The sequence below is a fragment of the Stappia indica genome (genome assembly GCF_001696535.1).
Taxonomy (GTDB): domain Bacteria; phylum Pseudomonadota; class Alphaproteobacteria; order Rhizobiales; family Stappiaceae; genus Stappia; species Stappia indica.
The window spans coordinates 206110-222184 of record NZ_MBQE01000004.1 but is presented as its reverse complement, the minus strand read 5'-3'; the positions used below and the strand labels follow the sequence as shown (position 1 = coordinate 222184).

Below are 16075 nucleotides of genomic sequence, written 5' to 3'. Positions count from 1 at the left end.
CCGATCCGTCTTGGCGCGATTGGAGGGGATCGAACGCCCTTCGTCCGCCAAGGTCAAGGGCCTCCCGCGCGCACGCGGGAAAAGGACCGAAATGTTCCGCACACACCGCGCCGCCGTCCAAATCGATCCAGCTTCGCGGAATTTCGGGAATGATGTTGCGCGGCGACTGCCTTTCGCTCCCATGCTCACGGCCCGTCCGGCGAACCCATGAGACCTCCTGAGCCGGCTTCTTGTGCGCCGCACAAGAAGCCTTGACCTCGGGCGTGGTTGGCTGTTTGCTTGGCAGGTGAACAAAATTGCGGCAAAGCCGCCGAGGGCTCCCGAAACCGGACACCCCTCCCCCGCCAAGGCCCCAAGCCCATGCCCCAGACCTCGACCCGTCCCGTCTCCGCCTATGTCTTTGACGCCTATGGCACCTTGTTCGACGTGCATGCGGCGGTACGCCGCCATGCCGGCGACCTCGGCCCGGAGGCGGTCAGCCTATCGACGCTGTGGCGGCAGAAGCAGCTCGAATATTCCTGGACGCGCGCCCTGATGGGTCGCTACCTGGATTTCTGGGCGCTGACCGAACAGGCGCTCGACACGGCGATGGCAATGACCGGCAAGAGCGACGCCAACCTGCGCCAGCGGCTGCTCGACGCCTATTGGAAGCTCGACTGCTACCAGGAAGTCCCAACCGTCCTGAAGCGGCTCAAGGACGACGGCAACCGGCTTGCGATCCTGTCCAACGGCTCGCCGGCCATGCTGGAGGCTGCCGTACGCGCCGCCGGGATCGAGGACCTGCTCGACGAGGTGTTCTCCACCGACCTGCTGAAGACCTACAAGACCCGGCAGGACGTCTACGAACTGGTGACCAACCACTTCAGGATCTATCCCGAGGCGGTGTCGTTCCAGTCATCGAACCGCTGGGACATCGCCGGCGCCACCGCCTTCGGTTTCCGCAGCGTATGGATCAACCGCATCGGAGCTGCGGACGAGTATTCCGACCTGCCGCCGATTGCCGTCCTTGCCGACCTGCAGGGCCTGCTGGCGCTGAGCTGAGGCAACCGGCACCCGGCCCTCAAAGCCGCTCTGCCCTGCACAAATGAAAACGCTCCGGCCCGCCAGGGACCGGAGCGTTCCAAACAGGACGGGTCCGAAACCGTCAGTAGGTCATGACCGCCGGCAGTTCCTTTGCCTGCGCGACCCACTTCTCCACGCCGGATTCGCTGGGAAGCTGACGAACGAGCTTCTTGGCCTCGTTCACTTCCTTCATCTTGGCATGGAGATTGGCGGGCACCCGGTGCTTGAGCTCCTTGACCGTGTCGACGCCGGCGGCCTCGAGAAGCTCGGAATATTCCTCGCCCACGCCGCTGATGCGCATCAGGTCGGCCATGTTGGCCCACTTGAGGATGCGCTTGTCGTCGATGCCGGTCTCCTCGGCCAGGACCTTGCGGCCCTTGGGATCCTTGGCCCGCTCCAGATAGGCCTCGGTGGTCCTGATGCCGACCGCCTTCAGCTTCTCCGCATAGACGGGGCCGATCCCCTCAATCTCGTCAATCGAATAGGACATCTCGCACCTCCAGACTTGTCCGGCACCGACCGCCGGACTTCAAGACAAGCTTCTGCACCCGCACAGGCGGCTCAAAGCACCTGGCCGAGACCGGGGATCGAGGCGACCACACGGTCTACCACGTCGTCGCCGGCACGCTCACGGGCGACTTGCACCAGTTCGCGCGTAACGGTCTGCACTTCGCCCATGTCGAGGCCGGCATTGGTCAGCTCGTTCAAGGCCGCCATGGCCCCCATGCCGCCGCCGATGCTGCCGCCGAGCTTTCCGGCAAGGCTGCCGAGCAGCCCGCCGCCGCTACCGCCGCCCTGCTCCGCCATCAGCTGCGAGGCTCCCGGCAGGGCCGCGAGGATCTGGGCGACCGCGTCCGGAGGGCCGTCGCGCTCGAGAAACTTCAGGATGATGCCGATCGCCTGGCGTGCGAGGTCTTCGCTGATGCCGGCGGCCGCAGCGATGCGACCGATGAGTTCGTCCATATCCCCCCCGAGGAATCATCTGGCGTCTGCCTGATAATCTGGCACGAGAGCGCGCTTGGCGACAACCGCTATACACAGCGCGATCTGCGGGTTACATGGTTTTCGGCGGGCCGGAGGGGTTCCGCGACGCAGCGGAGGCGCACAAGGTGCAGGACGCAGACAAGATCTTCATCGGCGCTTCGGGCAAGCCTGAATATCTGACGCTGAAGCTTGCCAACCGGCACGGTCTGATCACCGGGGCCACCGGCACCGGCAAGACCGTCTCGCTGCAGATCCTCGCCGAAGGCTTTTCCAACGCCGGCGTTCCGGTTTTCTGCGCCGACGTGAAGGGCGACCTGTCCGGTATCGCCGCCAGCGGCGAGAAGAAGGACTTCCTGGAAAAGCGCGCCGCACAGATCGGCTTCACGGACGATTACATCTACGAAGACTTCCCCACGATCTTCTGGGACCTGTTCGGCGAACAGGGACATCCGATCCGCGCCACGGTCTCCGAGATGGGGCCGCTGCTCCTCGCCCGCCTGATGGACCTCAATCCGACGCAGGAAGGCGTTCTCAACGTCGCCTTCGAACTGGCCGACGACGAGGGCCTGCTGCTGCTCGACCTGAAGGACCTCCAGGCGCTGCTGGCGCATGTCTCCGAGCGCGCGCAGGAGCTCTCCCGCGTCTATGGCAATGTTTCCAAGGCCTCGGTCGGCGCGATCCAGCGCCAGCTCCTGGTTCTGGATCGCCAGGGCGGCGATGCCTTCTTCGGCGAGCCCGCGCTCGATATCCGCGACATGATGCGCACCACGCGCGACGGCCGCGGCGTCGTCTCGGTACTGGCCGCCGACAAGCTGATGGGCGCGCCGCGCCTCTACGCCACCTTCCTTCTGTGGCTGCTGTCCGAGCTGTTCGAGGAACTGCCCGAGGTGGGCGACCCGGAAAAGCCGCGGCTGGTCTTCTTCTTCGACGAGGCACATCTGCTGTTTTCCGAGGCGCCCAAGGCGCTGCTGGAAAAGGTCGAGCAGGTGGTACGGCTGATCCGCTCCAAGGGCGTCGGTGTCTATTTCGTCACCCAGAACCCGCTCGACGTGCCGGACACGGTTCTGGCACAGCTCGGCAATCGGGTGCAGCATGCCCTGCGAGCCTACACCCCGCGCGAACAGAAGGCCGTTCGCGCGGCGGCGGAAACCTTCCGCCCCAACCCGGATCTCGACACCGAGCGCACCATCATGGAGCTGGGCGTCGGCGAGGCTCTGGTCTCGGTGCTGGAAGGCAAGGGCGTTCCCTCCATCGTCCAGCGCACCCTGGTGCGGCCGCCCTCCTCCCGCCTCGGTCCGCTCACCGCGAGCGAGCGCCGCGAGATCATCGCCATGAGCCCTGTCGGCCATCTCTACGACGAGACCGTCGATCGCGATTCCGCCTTCGAGGTGCTCAAGCGCCGGGCCGAAGAGGCGGCACGGATGGAAGAGCGGCAGCAGGCGCGCGAAGAGCAGGAGACCGAGCGGCGCGGCGCGCCCCGGCGCACGCGCTCGGGCTTCGAGATCCCGGATTTCGGCACATCGCCGGCACCGGCGCCCAGCCGCAGCAGAACCCGGTCCAGCCGCTCGCGCTCCGACAGCGTGGCGGATGCTGCCGTCAAATCGGTCGTACGCTCGCTCGGTTCAGCGCTCGGCCGGGCGCTGGCACGCGGTGTCCTCGGATCGATCAAGCGAGGCTTTTAGGTCTCGTCCTCCGACCCGGCCAGAAACTCTCCACAGATCCTTTTTCGGTCATGCGACGGCAGGGCCGGCCTCGCCGCGACGGCAACGAGCGGCTTGCCTTCGGCAAAAAGCCGGAGGCGCCCCGCATTAAAACATGAATAATTGACTCATGTTTTTGCAGGCCCTATGCCTGCCCCATCGGGCCGCGACAACAGCGACCCTGCAGATCCGGTCCGCCCGAGCCAGCGACACGCAGCCAGGCAGGACCCGTCCCAGAACATCCAGCAAGAAACCGCGCGGGCGTTTCGCGTCGCGACCGGGCACGTGCGTCCGGCGCCGTACCTTCGCCTGTCCGGAAATGGTGAGGCATGACGTCAAGCAGATCGAAGCTCCTGCGCGCCACCGCGCTTTGCGGTGCCCTTCTCGCCCCGGCGGTGGCCGGCGCCCAGCAGGCCGATCCTGCATGGACCGACGCGCCCCTGTGGGCACCGCATCTGGAAGTGGGCGGCAAGGCGGGCACGACCGGCCGTTCCAGCACCGGCGAGACAACCCTGTTCGTGCCGCTCTTCCAGACCTTCGACCGGCTGATCTACACCGACATTCGCGGCACCTTCGGCGCCTCCGGCTCTCAGGAACTCAATGCCGGTCTCGGCATTCGCCAGATCATCGAGAACCGCTGGATCGTCGGCGCCTACGGCTTCCTCGACTACCGCCGCTCCCAGTACAACAACCATTTCCTGCAGGTAACGCTCGGCGCCGAGGCCATGACCGAGCGCTTCAGCCTGCGCGCCAATGCCTATCTGCCGGTCGGCGAGACCAAGCATCAGCTTGCGTCACATGACACTGCACGGGTCGGTCCGAACTCGATCACCGTGCGCGGCGGCGAGGAGCGTGCGATGCGTGGCCTCGACATTGAGGCAGGGGCGCTGACCGGCCTCAACCTGCTGGGCGACGGACGCGACGAGTTCTGGGTGCATGGCGGCGGCTACGCCTTCTGGGAAGACAAGGCGGAGACCGTCTGGGGGCCGCGTGTGCGCGCCGAATACCGCATGAACGACGTGCTGTTCGAAGGCAGCCGCGTCAGCCTGCTCGCCGAGTACCAGTACGACAGCCCGCGCGGCTCGCAGGGCTTCTTCGGTGCACGGCTGCGCCTGCCGCTGCAGCGCGCGATCGGCGGGGAAGAACGCGGCACGCGCCTGACCGCGCTTCAGCGCCGGATGACCGAGACGGTGGTTCGCGACGTGGACGTCGTGACCCAGGCCGGAGCGTTTGGAGCCGAGGTAACGGGCGTCGATGCCCGCACGGGCGCGACACTGGACAATCTGGTGGTAATCGATCCGGCTGCGGGCGATGTCGGGCAGGCCATCGAGACGGCCGCGCCCGGCCGGCAGGTCTTCGTCAACGGCAACGGCACGGTCATCGAGATCGACGACACCATCACCCTTGCCGCCAACCAGCGCGTTGCCGGCGCGTTCGACGTGCGCAACCCTCTGACCGGCCGCACCCTTCGCGTCGGCGACACCCGCCTGCACGGCAGCGACGCGACACGCGACCTCTTCGCGATGGCGGACGATACGGTCCTCTCCGGCTTCTCGCTGTCCGGTGGCCGCACCGCTGTCGCGTCCGACGGCGCCAGCCGGGTCACGCTCACGGACCTGCGCATCTCGAACGTGGCCGGCGCCGGCATCGACTTCCAGAACGGTTCGGACCTCACTGTGGCCCGTGTCGCCCTGTCGGAGATCGCCTTCGACACGGCGGACGGCTTCAGCAACTTCAGCCCGGAGGATACGCAGACCGGCGTCGGCATCCGGCTCAACCGGGCGAGCCACGTCACGGTCGAGAACGTGACCGCCGATCGGGTGGGCATGGGCATCTTCGCCAATGTCTCGCAGGATCTCAGCTTTGCGAATGTCGACATCTCCAACACCGCGAAGGAAGGCCTGGTGTTCCACTATGTCCACCGTGCCGATCTCGATGCGGTCGACATTGCCCAGACGAAAGCGGACGGAGCGGCCTTCGTCGCCTCCGGCGAGATCGGCTACCGCAACTCCGTGCTGACCGGCATCGGCGCCCTGCCCAATCCCGGCGTGCGCAGCGGCATCAACATCAGCTCGTTCAGCGGCGACTGGTCGATCATCGTCGGCTCGGAGTCCAATCACGGCTACGACTTCAGCAACCTGACCATCAATGGGGCCACCAACAGCGGCATGATGATCATGGGCATCCGCGACTCCAGCTTCACCGATATCTCGATCTCCAACGTCGACATTATCGGCATCCAGCTGATGCAGATGCTGAACCCGTCCGACGCGCTGCGCTTCGACAATATCGGGATCGACCAGGCGGGTCGGGCCGGCTTCTGGCTGATGGGCGATTTCGAGAACCTCAACGGTTCCGTGAGCGTCACCGGAACGCCCGAAGCTTGCGGCCGCTCGCCCTTCATGCCGACGAGCCTGACGCAGTCGCCCGGCAGTGCTTTCGCGCTGAATGGCGCGACACTCACCAATGCCGATGTCACGGGAGCATGCGCGCCCGTCAACAACTACTAAGCCGCACGATCAAGGCCACTGCGCCCGCGCGGCGGCCTCAAGCGGCCGCCTCCCCGGCCCCAAGGCGCGGTGCGATCCCCCGTCGACGGGGACCGTGCCGCGCCTTGCCTTGACCGCCGATCTGTGTCCATGCTGGGTTCCCTCACCGGCGCGCCGGTTGCAGACCGTTGCGGTCTGCCAGCCCCCGCCGCGCACCCTTTCAAAGCGGAGCCCCACCATGTCCGATCTCGACCGGGTCCTGTCTCGAATCGACGCCGATTTCGACACCTCGCTCGCCCGTCTCTTCGATCTCGTTCGCATCAAGAGCATTTCCACCGATCCGGCCTTCAAGAGCGATTGCCGACAGGCGGCCGACTGGCTGGCGAACGAACTGACGGCCATCGGCATCCCGGCGAGTGTGCGCGACACCACCGGTCACCCGATGGTGGTCGGCCACCGCAAGGAAGACGGCAAAGCCGGACCGCATGTGCTGTTCTACGGCCATTACGACGTCCAGCCGGTCGATCCGCTCGACCTGTGGGAGCGCGATCCGTTCGACCCGGCCGTCGTGACCCGCCCGGACGGCTCGAAGATGATCGTTGCCCGCGGCTCCGCGGACGACAAGGGCCAGTTGATGACCTTCGTCGAGGCCGCCCGCGCGTGGATCGCCGAGACCGGCGGGCTGCCGGTCTCCGTCTCCGTGCTGCTGGAGGGCGAGGAGGAGTCCGGTTCGCCGTCGCTCCATCCGTTCCTGACCGCCAACAAGGACGAGCTCGCCTGCGACCTCGCGCTGGTCTGCGACACCGGCATGTGGGACCGCCAGACCCCCGGCATCACCACCATGCTGCGCGGCCTTGTGGGGGAAGAGATCACCATCACCGCCGCAGACAAGGACCTGCATTCGGGCATGTATGGCGGTGCCGCCCGCAACCCGCTGCATGTGCTGGCCGACATTCTCGCCGGTCTGCACGACGAGACCGGCAAGGTCACCCTGCCCGGCTTCTATGACGGTGTCATCGAGATGCCCGAGGACGTGCGCGCGCTGTGGGACAAGCTGGGCTTCGACCACGAGGCCTTCCTCGGCGGCGTCGACCTGAAGTATCCGGCCGGCGAAAAGGACCGCACCGCCCTGGAGCAGATCTGGACACGCCCGACCTGCGAGATCAACGGCGTGTGGGGTGGCTACAACGGTGCCGGCTTCAAAACGGTCATCGCCTCGCAGGCCCATGCCAAGATCTCGTTCCGCCTGGTCGGCGACCAGGATCCGGAGAAGGTGCGGGCCGCCTTCCGCGCCTATGTGGAAGCAAAGCTCCCGGCAGACTGCACCGTCACCTTCCACAAGCATGGCGGCAGCCCGGCCCTGCGCCTGCCCTTCGACAGCCCGGCGCTGGCCAAGGGCCGCAAGGCGCTGTCCGACGAGTGGGGCCGCGAGGCCGCGCTGATCGGCTGCGGCGGCTCCATTCCGATCGTCGGCGACTTCAAGACCATGCTGGGCATGGACTCGCTTCTGATCGGCTTCGGATTGGATGACGACCGGGTGCACTCGCCCAACGAGAAGTACGAGATGACCAGCTATCACAAGGGCATCCGCTCCTGGGCCCGCGTGCTCGACGAACTGGCAAAGGGCTGATTGCAGCAATGAAGTCTATCTGCGTTTTCTGCGGCTCCAGCATGGGAGCCAAGCCCGCCTATCGCGAGGCCGCCGTCGCCACCGGCGCGGCCATCGCCCGCTCCGGCCGCCGGCTTGTCTATGGCGGGGCGAAGGTCGGGTTGATGGGCGCTGTCGCCGACGGCGCCCTGGCGGCCGGCGGCGAGGTCATCGGCGTGTTGCCGCTCTCGCTGCAGGAGAAGGAGCTCGCCCATGCCGGTCTCAGCGAACTGCACATCGTCGCCTCCATGCACGAACGCAAGGCGATGATGGCCGACTTTTCCGACGGGTTCATCGCCCTGCCGGGCGGTGCCGGCACGCTGGAGGAACTGTTCGAGATCTGGACCTGGGGCCAGCTCGGCTATCACCGCAAGCCCTGCGGCTTCCTCAATGTCGACGGCTTCTACGACGGCCTCCTGAGCTTCCTCGACCTGCAGCGGGACGAGGAGTTCGTGAAGCCGGTGATGCGCGACATGGTGCTGGTGGCGAGCGACCCGGCAGAGCTGATCGCCAGGTTCGAGCGCTACGAGCCGCCGGCAACGCCGAAGTGGATCAAGCGCGACGAGACCTGATCCCGGCGCGCCTGCGACGGCGACAACGACACCAAACAGAAACGGCCACCCGGACAGATCGCCCGGGTGGCCGTTTTCATGTGTCTTGCCGGTTTCCACCGGCCTCCTGACCGACGCCGATCAGAGCCGGATCTGGCCGTAGCGCAACGCCTCGACCACCGTATGGGTCTTGTTGGATGCGTTGAGCTTGGCGCTGGCGTTCTGCAGATGCGCGTGGACCGTCCGCTGCGAGATGTCGAGCAGACCGGCGATATCGCTCGCGGTCTTGCCGAGCGCAGTGAGCTCCAGCACCCGCCGCTCGCGCGCCGAGAGATCGCCGGGGCGCTGCGTCGACAGCACGCCGAGATCGATCAGCCGGCGGAACGCCGTGTTGCAGATCAGCTCGAGATTGGAAAGCTCCACAGAGCCTGCCTCCAGATGGGCGCCGCCGCCCATCACCACCGCCTGGAAGGGGTGCGTTTCCGTGACCGGCACCACCACCACGCGGGTTTCGCCGCCGAGCGACGCAAAGAGCTCGGAATGCTCCATGTCGCCCACCGTCACGTCCCAGACGAATGCCCGGTTGCGCATCAGACCCAGCATCAGCGCGCCGTCCTCGGTGTCGAGGTCGCTGCGCTCGATCCCCCCGGCTCGCTCGTCCGCCCAGCGGAAACGATGGACCAGACCATCGATCGGCCGGTTGGGCATCGGCAGCCCGGTCACCAGGATATGTGTCGCCCCCAGCCTGCGCAGCTGAGCCTCGACGATATCGAGAACATGCTTGCCCGTCTGTGCTTCGGCAATCGCCGCCGCCTTGGACTGCGTCTCCATCGGGTCGGCCATCTCTTCCCTGCCTTTCGTCCTCAGAAGGGCCAGCCTGCTCGCGGCTTGGCACCTTCACCCATGCTTACACCCGCAAATTGCGCCGGTTTGAGGGCCCCACCTGTCCGCCGGATGGATTTTGCGCCGGACAAGCCCGTCAAACTTACAGTGTCGCTACCGTCCCGCAGGTATCGCGCCCTGTCAAAATCCTCGTGTCGCTGCCGGCATCGTCGACATGGGCAGACCGCACTCCGCCCCCATGCCGACACTCGCCCCTCCCCGGACAAGCGTCCGACAGCCGTGTTCCGAATCCCGACCAGACGCGCAGATCCTGCTTGCCCCAATCAGACCATGGAACGCCGGAGCTCTGCAACCCTCTGTTACCAATAGTTTTTACTGCAACGAAAGAAAAGCGCCGAGAGCTGCTCGCAATTCGCCACGTTTTCCACCTACTCCAGTCGTTTAACGACTGAAACCGGGAACAGGCATCCGAGAAAGCCCGGCCGGGATCGCAAATTGCACGGACGTCAATTCCACCAAGGCAAGCGAACGCAAGGGCAGGAACGAAACACCGCGCCCGGAGGGGTTCCTTGCCATGCGCTTGAGTGCTATCTGCCGGTCCGGGCACAGTCGAGGAGATCCGATTCACGATGAAACTGTCACGCACCGCCCTCCTGCTTCTCCTGCCGCTGCTCGCAGCCTGCTCGCCGACGCTCGACAGCGATACCGTCGGCTCGATCCGCACGCCCGGCCCGCAGGTCCAGATCACGGCAGCCGGCGCCGGAGGCATCACCGCCGACACGCCCTACTCGGAAAAGGCGATTGCGGCGGCCCTGCCCGGTTTCACCACCGAAGGCTTTCAGGCCGCCACCGAGGACAAGACCGAATGGGCGATCGGTGCCTATAACGCCGAAGGCTTCCAGGTCCTGCACTTCTACAAGGGCAGCAACGGCAAGCTGCGCGAGATGCACGGCGTGACGCATCACCTGCAGGGCCCGAACGGCGAGCGCATCGGCATGAGCTTCGCCGATATCGGCACCTCCCGCGGCGATTGCCGCGTCGGCCGCAACCTGTGGCGCGGCATGGCGATCTGCAAGGCACGCGGCACCGGCAACGTCACGCTCGTCTACGCGATCCCGGAATATCGCGGACCGTTCGACCAGCTGGCCCCCAGCGACCAGCTGCGCGAGGCCATCCTCCAGCGGATCATCTGGACGCCCAGCGCCTGATCTTTCCCATCCCGCCAGGGCCATCGGAGCTCGTCCCGTTTCGGGACGGGCAATCCGGCACGCCGTTTGCGTTGCAGGCGCTCGGGAGAGTGGATGGGCATGAAACGAGACAGGCAGCACATGGCATCGCCGTTCGAAGCGCGGGATCGCGCGCAGTCCGGGCCGACACGGCGCGGGCTTTTGCGCGGCGGGCTGGTGCTTGCCGGTCTCGTTTCACCTCTTCTCCTGCCGCAGGCCGCAAGGCCGGCTGCCGCTGCCGTGCGTGTCGCCGACCTGCGCGGCACCATCGAGGCGAGCGAGTTCGGTATCCGGCCCGGCGCCGCCGACGACCAGAGCGCCCTGATGCAGCAGGCCATCGACGCGGCGGCCGAGCGTGGACGAGCGCTGTTCCTGCCCGGCGGTCGCTACACCGTCGCCAACTTGCGTCTTCCTTCCGGTACCCGCCTCGTCGGCCTGCCCGGCCAGACCCGTCTCGACTATCAGGGCGGCGGCCATCTCCTGTTCGCGCAAGGTCCGGGCACCATCGGCATGGAGGGGATCCATTTCGACGGCGACAACCGGCTGCTCGGCGAATACACGCCCGCCCTGCTGCATTTCGCCGATGTCGACGATCTCCTGATCGAAGGCTGCACCATCACCGGCAGCTCGCAGGCCGGCCTGGCGCTGGACCGCTGCGGCGGGCGCGTCGTCGGCAACACGATCTCCGGAGCGCGCACTGCAGGCCTGCGGTCCATCGAGGCGCGCGGCCTGTCGATCACCGACAACCATGTCCACGACTGCGCCAATGCCGGCATTCTCGTGCATCGCTGGAGCGAGGGCGAGGACGGCAGCATCGTCTCCGGCAACCGGGTGGAGCGGATTTCCGCCCGCGACGGCGGCACCGGGCAAAACGGCAACGGCATCAACATCTTCCGCGCCCATGGCGTCGTCGTGCGCGGCAACCGCATCGCCGATTGCGCCTTCTCGGCGATCCGCTCCAACAGCGGCTCCAACGTGCTGATCGAGGGCAACTCGTGCCTGCGCTCCGGCGAGACGGCGATCTATTCGGAGTTTGCCTTCCAGGGCGCAGTGATCGCAGACAACCTGGTCGACGGCGGCGCCATCGGCATTTCGATCGCCAATTTCCTGGACGGCGGCCGCCTCGCCACCTGCTCCGGCAATATCGTCCGCAACATCGTCGATACTGGCCCCTACCCGGCGGAAGTGCAGGGCTTCGGCATCGGCATCGCGGTCGAGGCCGACACGGCCGTGACCGGCAATGTGGTGGAAAAGGCCGCGCGCTTCGGCCTGCATATGGGCTGGGGGCCCTATCTGCGCGATGTCAGCGTGGCCTCGAACGTCATCCGCGACTGCCCGGTCGGCGCGGCCGTGACGGTGGTCGAAGGCGCCGGCGCAGCGCTGATTTCCGGGAACATCTTCTCCGGCACGCCGGGCGGCGCCGTCGTCGGCCATCGCTGGAAGGAGGCGGTCACCGGCGACCTGACGCGGCCTGGCGCAGCCGACGGGTTCGGCCATCTGGCGATCCAGGGCAACATGGTGCGGTAGGACGGCGTGCGCCGGGACAGGCAAGCGCCTTCAGGCGATGCCCCTCAGCGGAGCGAATGCCTCGGCGACCGCATGAATGCTGCCGACGGGCCTGCCGGTCCAGTTGGTCAGCGGCGGGGCGAGCCAGGGACGCAGCGCCGTCGCCTCGTCCTCGTCGAGCTCCAGCAAGGCATCGATCACGGCAGCCATCATCGTCTCGGACGCGCGCGTCGCACCGTCGTCGCATTTCAGGGCGATGCCGAAGCCGAGCTCGGGGATGGCCGCGACAAACACCCCCTCGGCGCCGGTCTTGACGAAGACCCGCCCGCCGAGAGCGCCCATCACCTCGGTGCAGAAGCGCCCTGTCCCGGCGATCATGAAGGGATGGTCGACACAGGCGTTGTAGAGCCGCTCTGCGGCCTGGGCGCGCAGGGGCTCGAGCCCCTCGCCGGTGCCGAAACAGGCGAAGGCACGCGCCAGCGGCGCCAACGGCATCGCATAGGTCGGGATCGAGCAGCCGTCGGTGCCGCGCGGCATTGCGGACAGGTCGATGCCGGCCATCTGCTCGATGGCCGCTCTTGCTTCCAGCTGCACCGGATGATCCGGCTCGACATAACCGCGCGTCGGCGCACCGAGCGTACGGGCAAGGCCGAGGAAGCCGGCATGCTTGCCCGAGCAGTTGTTGTGCAGCGGACAGGGCGTGGCGTCCGTCCGGTGCAGGACGGCGACATCCTCCATGCGGCGCGGCCATTGGCTGCCGCATTCCAGCGCGTCCTCGTCGAGGCCGGCCTTCATCAGCATCACCCGCGCCGCGTTGACATGCACCTCCTCGCCATTGTGCGAGGAACAGGCGAGCGCCAGCTCGGCATCGTTGAAGTCGAGCGCCTCGGCAGCTCCCGATTCCACCAGCGGCAGAGCCTGCAGCGCTTTCACCGCCGAGCGCGGAAAGACCGGCCGCTGGTGATCGCCGAGCGCAGCAACGACATGACCTGCCGCATCGACCACCGCGATAGCGCCGCGATGGCGGCTTTCCACCGCATCGCCGCGCAGCACTTCCACCAGGACCGGGTTTTCCATCTCGCTCACGCCCTTTCGGCAGCCACCTGCACGGAACCGGGCGCGGACAGCACGGCGGACACGCCGCCGCGGGCCGACAGGAAGGCGTCGAGCCGCTCCAGCGCACCGTCCAGCACTTCGTCCTTCTTGCAGAAGCAGAAGCGCACGAAATTGGTCGGTGCATCGGCGACATAGAAGGCGGAGACCGGCACGGCGGCGACGCCCGCCTCTTCCACCAGCTGGCGGCAGATGTCGACATCCGTGCCCTGCAGGCCGAGCGTCGAGACGTCGCAGGTCAGGAAGTAGGTCCCCTCGCACGGCAGCACGCCGAAGCCGAGCGCGGCAAGCCCGCTGGCGAAGCGGTCGCGCTTGGCCTGCATCTCGTCGCGCAGGGTCAGGAAGTAACTGTCTTCCTTGCCAAGGCCATAAGCCACCGCCTTCTGCAGGTTCGGCGGCGTCGTGAAGGTGACGAACTGGTGCGCCTTGGCGATAGGATCAAGCAGGTTCGGCGCGGCGGTGACATAGCCGACCTTCCAGCCGGTCAGCGAGAAGGTCTTGCCGGCGGAGCCGATGCGCACCGCCCGCTCGCGCATGCCCGGAAACGCCATCAGCGGCAGGTGCCGGCGGCCGTCGAACAGCAGGTGCTCGTAGACCTCGTCGCAGATCGCATAGACGCCGTGCTCGATGCACAGACGGGCGATCGCAGCCAGCTCCTCTTCCCCGAACACCTTGCCGGCCGGGTTCATCGGGTTGTTGATGAGGATCGCCTTGGTGTTCTCGGTGAAGGCATCGGCCAGCTTGCCGAGGTCGAGCTTCCACTGCGGCGGGGTCACGCGCAGGCGCACCGGAATGCCGCCGGCGCGCTTCACCAGCGGCAGGTAGCAGTCATACAGCGGCTCGATGAGAATGACCTCGTCGCCCGGCTCCAGCAGGGCCAGCAGCACGTCGGCGAGCGCCTCGGTCGCGCCGGAAGTCACCATGACCTCGCTCTGCCAGTCGACGTCGAGATCGTAGAAGCGCTTGGTCGAGGCGGCAACCGCCTGGCGCAGCTCCGGCAGGCCGAGCATCGGCGGATACTGGTTCGGGCCGGCGATCAGCGCATCGGCTGCGGCCTGGCGCACGTCGAGAGGGCCGTCCACATCAGGAAAGCCCTGGCCCAGATTGATCGCGCCGTTGGCGATGGCGAGCCGCGACATGGTCTCGAAGATGGTCGTCGGCAGTCCGGTGAAGACAGGATTGGTCGGCTTCATGGCGTGCTTGCGTTCCCACATGGCGACTTTGTCCGGGGGTTGTAGCCATTCGCGGCGGCTGCGTCGAGTGAGGATGCGCGAACGGCCCGCGCCGGCCTCCCACAAGGGAAGATCGACACGGGCCGTCGGGACGTCCGTTTCCGCTACAGGTGTCAGCGCACCAGGATGTTGCGGAACTGCCAGGGATCGCTCTCGTCGAGGTCCTCCGGGAAGAAGCCCGGACGGTCGGTGAGCGGCGTCCAGTCGGTGTAGTAACCCTTGACCGGGCCGAGATACGGCCGCTGGACCTCGAGGCAACGGCGGTAATCCATCTCGTCGGCCTCGACGATGCCCTCGTTCGGGTTCTCCAGCGCCCAGACCATGCCGGCGAGCACGGCCGAGGTCACCTGCAGGCCCGTCGCGTTCTGGTAGGGAGCGATTTCGCGGGTCTCCTCGATGGAGAGCTGCGAGCCGTACCAGTAGGCGTTCTTCTCGTGGCCGTAGAGCAGCACGCCGAGTTCGTCGATGCCGTCGATGATCTCGTCTTCGCCCAGCACGTGCAGGGTCTCCTGCATCTTGCCGGCAGCGCCGAACAGCTCATGCAGCGACAGCACCGCGTCGTTGGCCGGATGGTAGGCGTAGTGGCAGGTCGGACGGTAGACGACCTTGCCCTCCTCCTTCACCGTGAAGAAGTCGGCGATGGAGATCGACTCGTTGTGGGTGACGAGGAAGCCGTACTGGGCACCCGGCGTCGGGCACCAGGTGCGCACGCGGGTGTTGGCGCCCGGCTGCTCCAGGTAGATCGCAGCCTTGCAGCCCTTCTTGTGCTTGCGGGCGTTCTTCGGCATCCACTTCTCGTGCGTACCCCAGCCCAGCTCGGACGGCTGGAAGCCCTCGGAGAGGAAGCCCTCGACCGACCAGGTGTTCCAGAATGCGCCCATCGGCTTCGGCTTCTTGGCCCGCTGCGTATCGCGCTCGGCGATGTGCACGCCCTTGACGCCGACCTTCTTCATCAGCTTCGCCCAACCCTTGCGGTTGGTCGGCTCTTCGAACTTGGCGCCGGTGTCGCGGGCGATGTCGACCAGCGCCTGCTTGACGAACCAGGAGACCATGCCGGGATTGGCACCGCAGCAGGACACGGCGGTGGTGCCGCCCGGGTTCTTCTTCTTCTCGCGGCGCACGGTCTCGCGCAGCGCATAGTTGGTGCGCGAGGCGTTGTCGGCGTTCTCATCGAAATAGAAGCCGAGCCACGGCTCGACGACGGTGTCGATGTAGAGGACGCCGAGCTCGCGGCAGAGCTTCATCAGATCCAGCGAGGACGTGTCGACCGACAGGTTGACGCAAAAGCCCTGGCCCTCGCCCTCGGTGAGCAGCGGCGACAGGACATCACGGTAGTTGTCCTTGGTGATCGCCTCCTTGAGGAACTTGTAGCCGCGGTCGTCGACCAGCTTGCGGTCGGCGTCGACCGGATCGATCACCGTCACGCGCGAGGCGTCGAAGCGGAAATGGCGCTCGATCAGCGGCAGGGTGCCCTTGCCGATGGAGCCGAAGCCGATCATCACGATGGGACCGGAAATGGTGCCGTGAACCGGCCAGGACTTCTCCGCGGCCGCGGAACCGGCGGACGACTGGGTTGCCGGGGCGGGCTTGGCGGCCTTCTTCTTCGCCGCCGGGGTCTTCGTTTCGGTCATGGCGAGTGTCCTTCTGCTTGCAACGTGTCGGCATGGCGCGCAACGGGCAGCGGCCGCCATGGCTGGACCATAACGCCGGCCGGCCGCTTT

13 protein-coding genes are annotated in these 16075 nt (G+C 66.7%); 7 read left to right on the top strand and 6 right to left on the bottom strand.

What is annotated here, in order from left to right; all coding sequences use genetic code 11:
- Positions 1-360 precede the first annotated feature (360 nt).
- Complete coding sequence (locus tag BBX35_RS15350) at positions 361-1041, top strand: haloacid dehalogenase type II (protein WP_067221878.1); 681 nt, start codon at positions 361-363, stop codon at positions 1039-1041.
- Positions 1042-1144: 103 nt separating this feature from the next.
- Here BBX35_RS15350 and BBX35_RS15345 read toward each other — a convergent pair whose 3' ends face one another.
- Positions 1145-1552: a DUF4332 domain-containing protein gene (locus BBX35_RS15345; protein ID WP_067221877.1), complete on the bottom strand. Its 408-nt coding sequence runs from the start codon at positions 1550-1552 to the stop codon at positions 1145-1147.
- Between the two features lie 71 nt (positions 1553-1623).
- Complete coding sequence (locus tag BBX35_RS15340; RefSeq protein WP_067221875.1) at positions 1624-2025, bottom strand: DUF2267 domain-containing protein; 402 nt, start codon at positions 2023-2025, stop codon at positions 1624-1626.
- 146 nt (positions 2026-2171) lie between these two features.
- On the opposite strand from BBX35_RS15340, the gene BBX35_RS15335 reads away from it, so the two are divergent.
- From BBX35_RS15335 to BBX35_RS15320, 4 genes are all read left to right on the top strand, one after another.
- Entirely contained in the window at positions 2172-3728 is a 1557-nt protein-coding gene (locus tag BBX35_RS15335; protein ID WP_067222647.1) for a helicase HerA-like domain-containing protein, read from the top strand.
- Positions 3729-4075: 347 nt separating this feature from the next.
- Positions 4076-6256, top strand: a complete 2181-nt coding sequence (locus tag BBX35_RS15330) for an inverse autotransporter beta domain-containing protein (protein ID WP_067221873.1) — start codon at positions 4076-4078, stop codon at positions 6254-6256.
- Positions 6257-6473: 217 nt separating this feature from the next.
- Positions 6474-7865 (top strand): dipeptidase, encoded by a 1392-nt coding sequence (locus tag BBX35_RS15325; protein WP_067221871.1) that lies wholly within the window; start codon positions 6474-6476, stop codon positions 7863-7865.
- An 8-nt stretch (positions 7866-7873) separates the two neighbouring features.
- Complete coding sequence (locus tag BBX35_RS15320; protein WP_067221870.1) at positions 7874-8455, top strand: LOG family protein; 582 nt, start codon at positions 7874-7876, stop codon at positions 8453-8455.
- 120 nt (positions 8456-8575) lie between these two features.
- On the opposite strand, the gene BBX35_RS15315 is transcribed toward BBX35_RS15320, so the two are convergent.
- Positions 8576-9277 carry a helix-turn-helix transcriptional regulator gene (locus BBX35_RS15315; protein WP_067221868.1) on the bottom strand — a complete coding sequence of 234 codons (702 nt, stop codon included), beginning with the start codon at positions 9275-9277 and terminating at the stop codon, positions 8576-8578.
- Between the two features lie 629 nt (positions 9278-9906).
- On the opposite strand from BBX35_RS15315, the gene BBX35_RS15310 reads away from it, so the two are divergent.
- Both BBX35_RS15310 and BBX35_RS15305 read left to right on the top strand, forming a co-directional pair.
- Positions 9907-10485 (top strand): DUF1131 family protein, encoded by a 579-nt coding sequence (locus BBX35_RS15310; protein WP_067221867.1) that lies wholly within the window; start codon positions 9907-9909, stop codon positions 10483-10485.
- Positions 10486-10605: 120 nt separating this feature from the next.
- Positions 10606-12030: a TIGR03808 family TAT-translocated repetitive protein gene (locus BBX35_RS15305; protein WP_067221865.1), complete on the top strand. Its 1425-nt coding sequence runs from the start codon at positions 10606-10608 to the stop codon at positions 12028-12030.
- A gap of 30 nt (positions 12031-12060) precedes the next feature.
- Here BBX35_RS15305 and BBX35_RS15300 read toward each other — a convergent pair whose 3' ends face one another.
- From BBX35_RS15300 to BBX35_RS15290, 3 genes are all read right to left on the bottom strand, one after another.
- Complete coding sequence (locus tag BBX35_RS15300) at positions 12061-13086, bottom strand: asparaginase (RefSeq protein ID WP_067221863.1); 1026 nt, start codon at positions 13084-13086, stop codon at positions 12061-12063.
- Between the two features lie 5 nt (positions 13087-13091).
- Positions 13092-14315 carry an aminotransferase gene (locus BBX35_RS15295; RefSeq protein ID WP_067222644.1) on the bottom strand — a complete coding sequence of 408 codons (1224 nt, stop codon included), beginning with the start codon at positions 14313-14315 and terminating at the stop codon, positions 13092-13094.
- Positions 14316-14467: 152 nt separating this feature from the next.
- A complete protein-coding gene (locus BBX35_RS15290; RefSeq protein WP_067222642.1) occupies positions 14468-15853 on the bottom strand; it encodes a homospermidine synthase in 1386 nt (461 codons plus the stop codon).
- Positions 15854-16075: the final 222 nt, after the last annotated feature.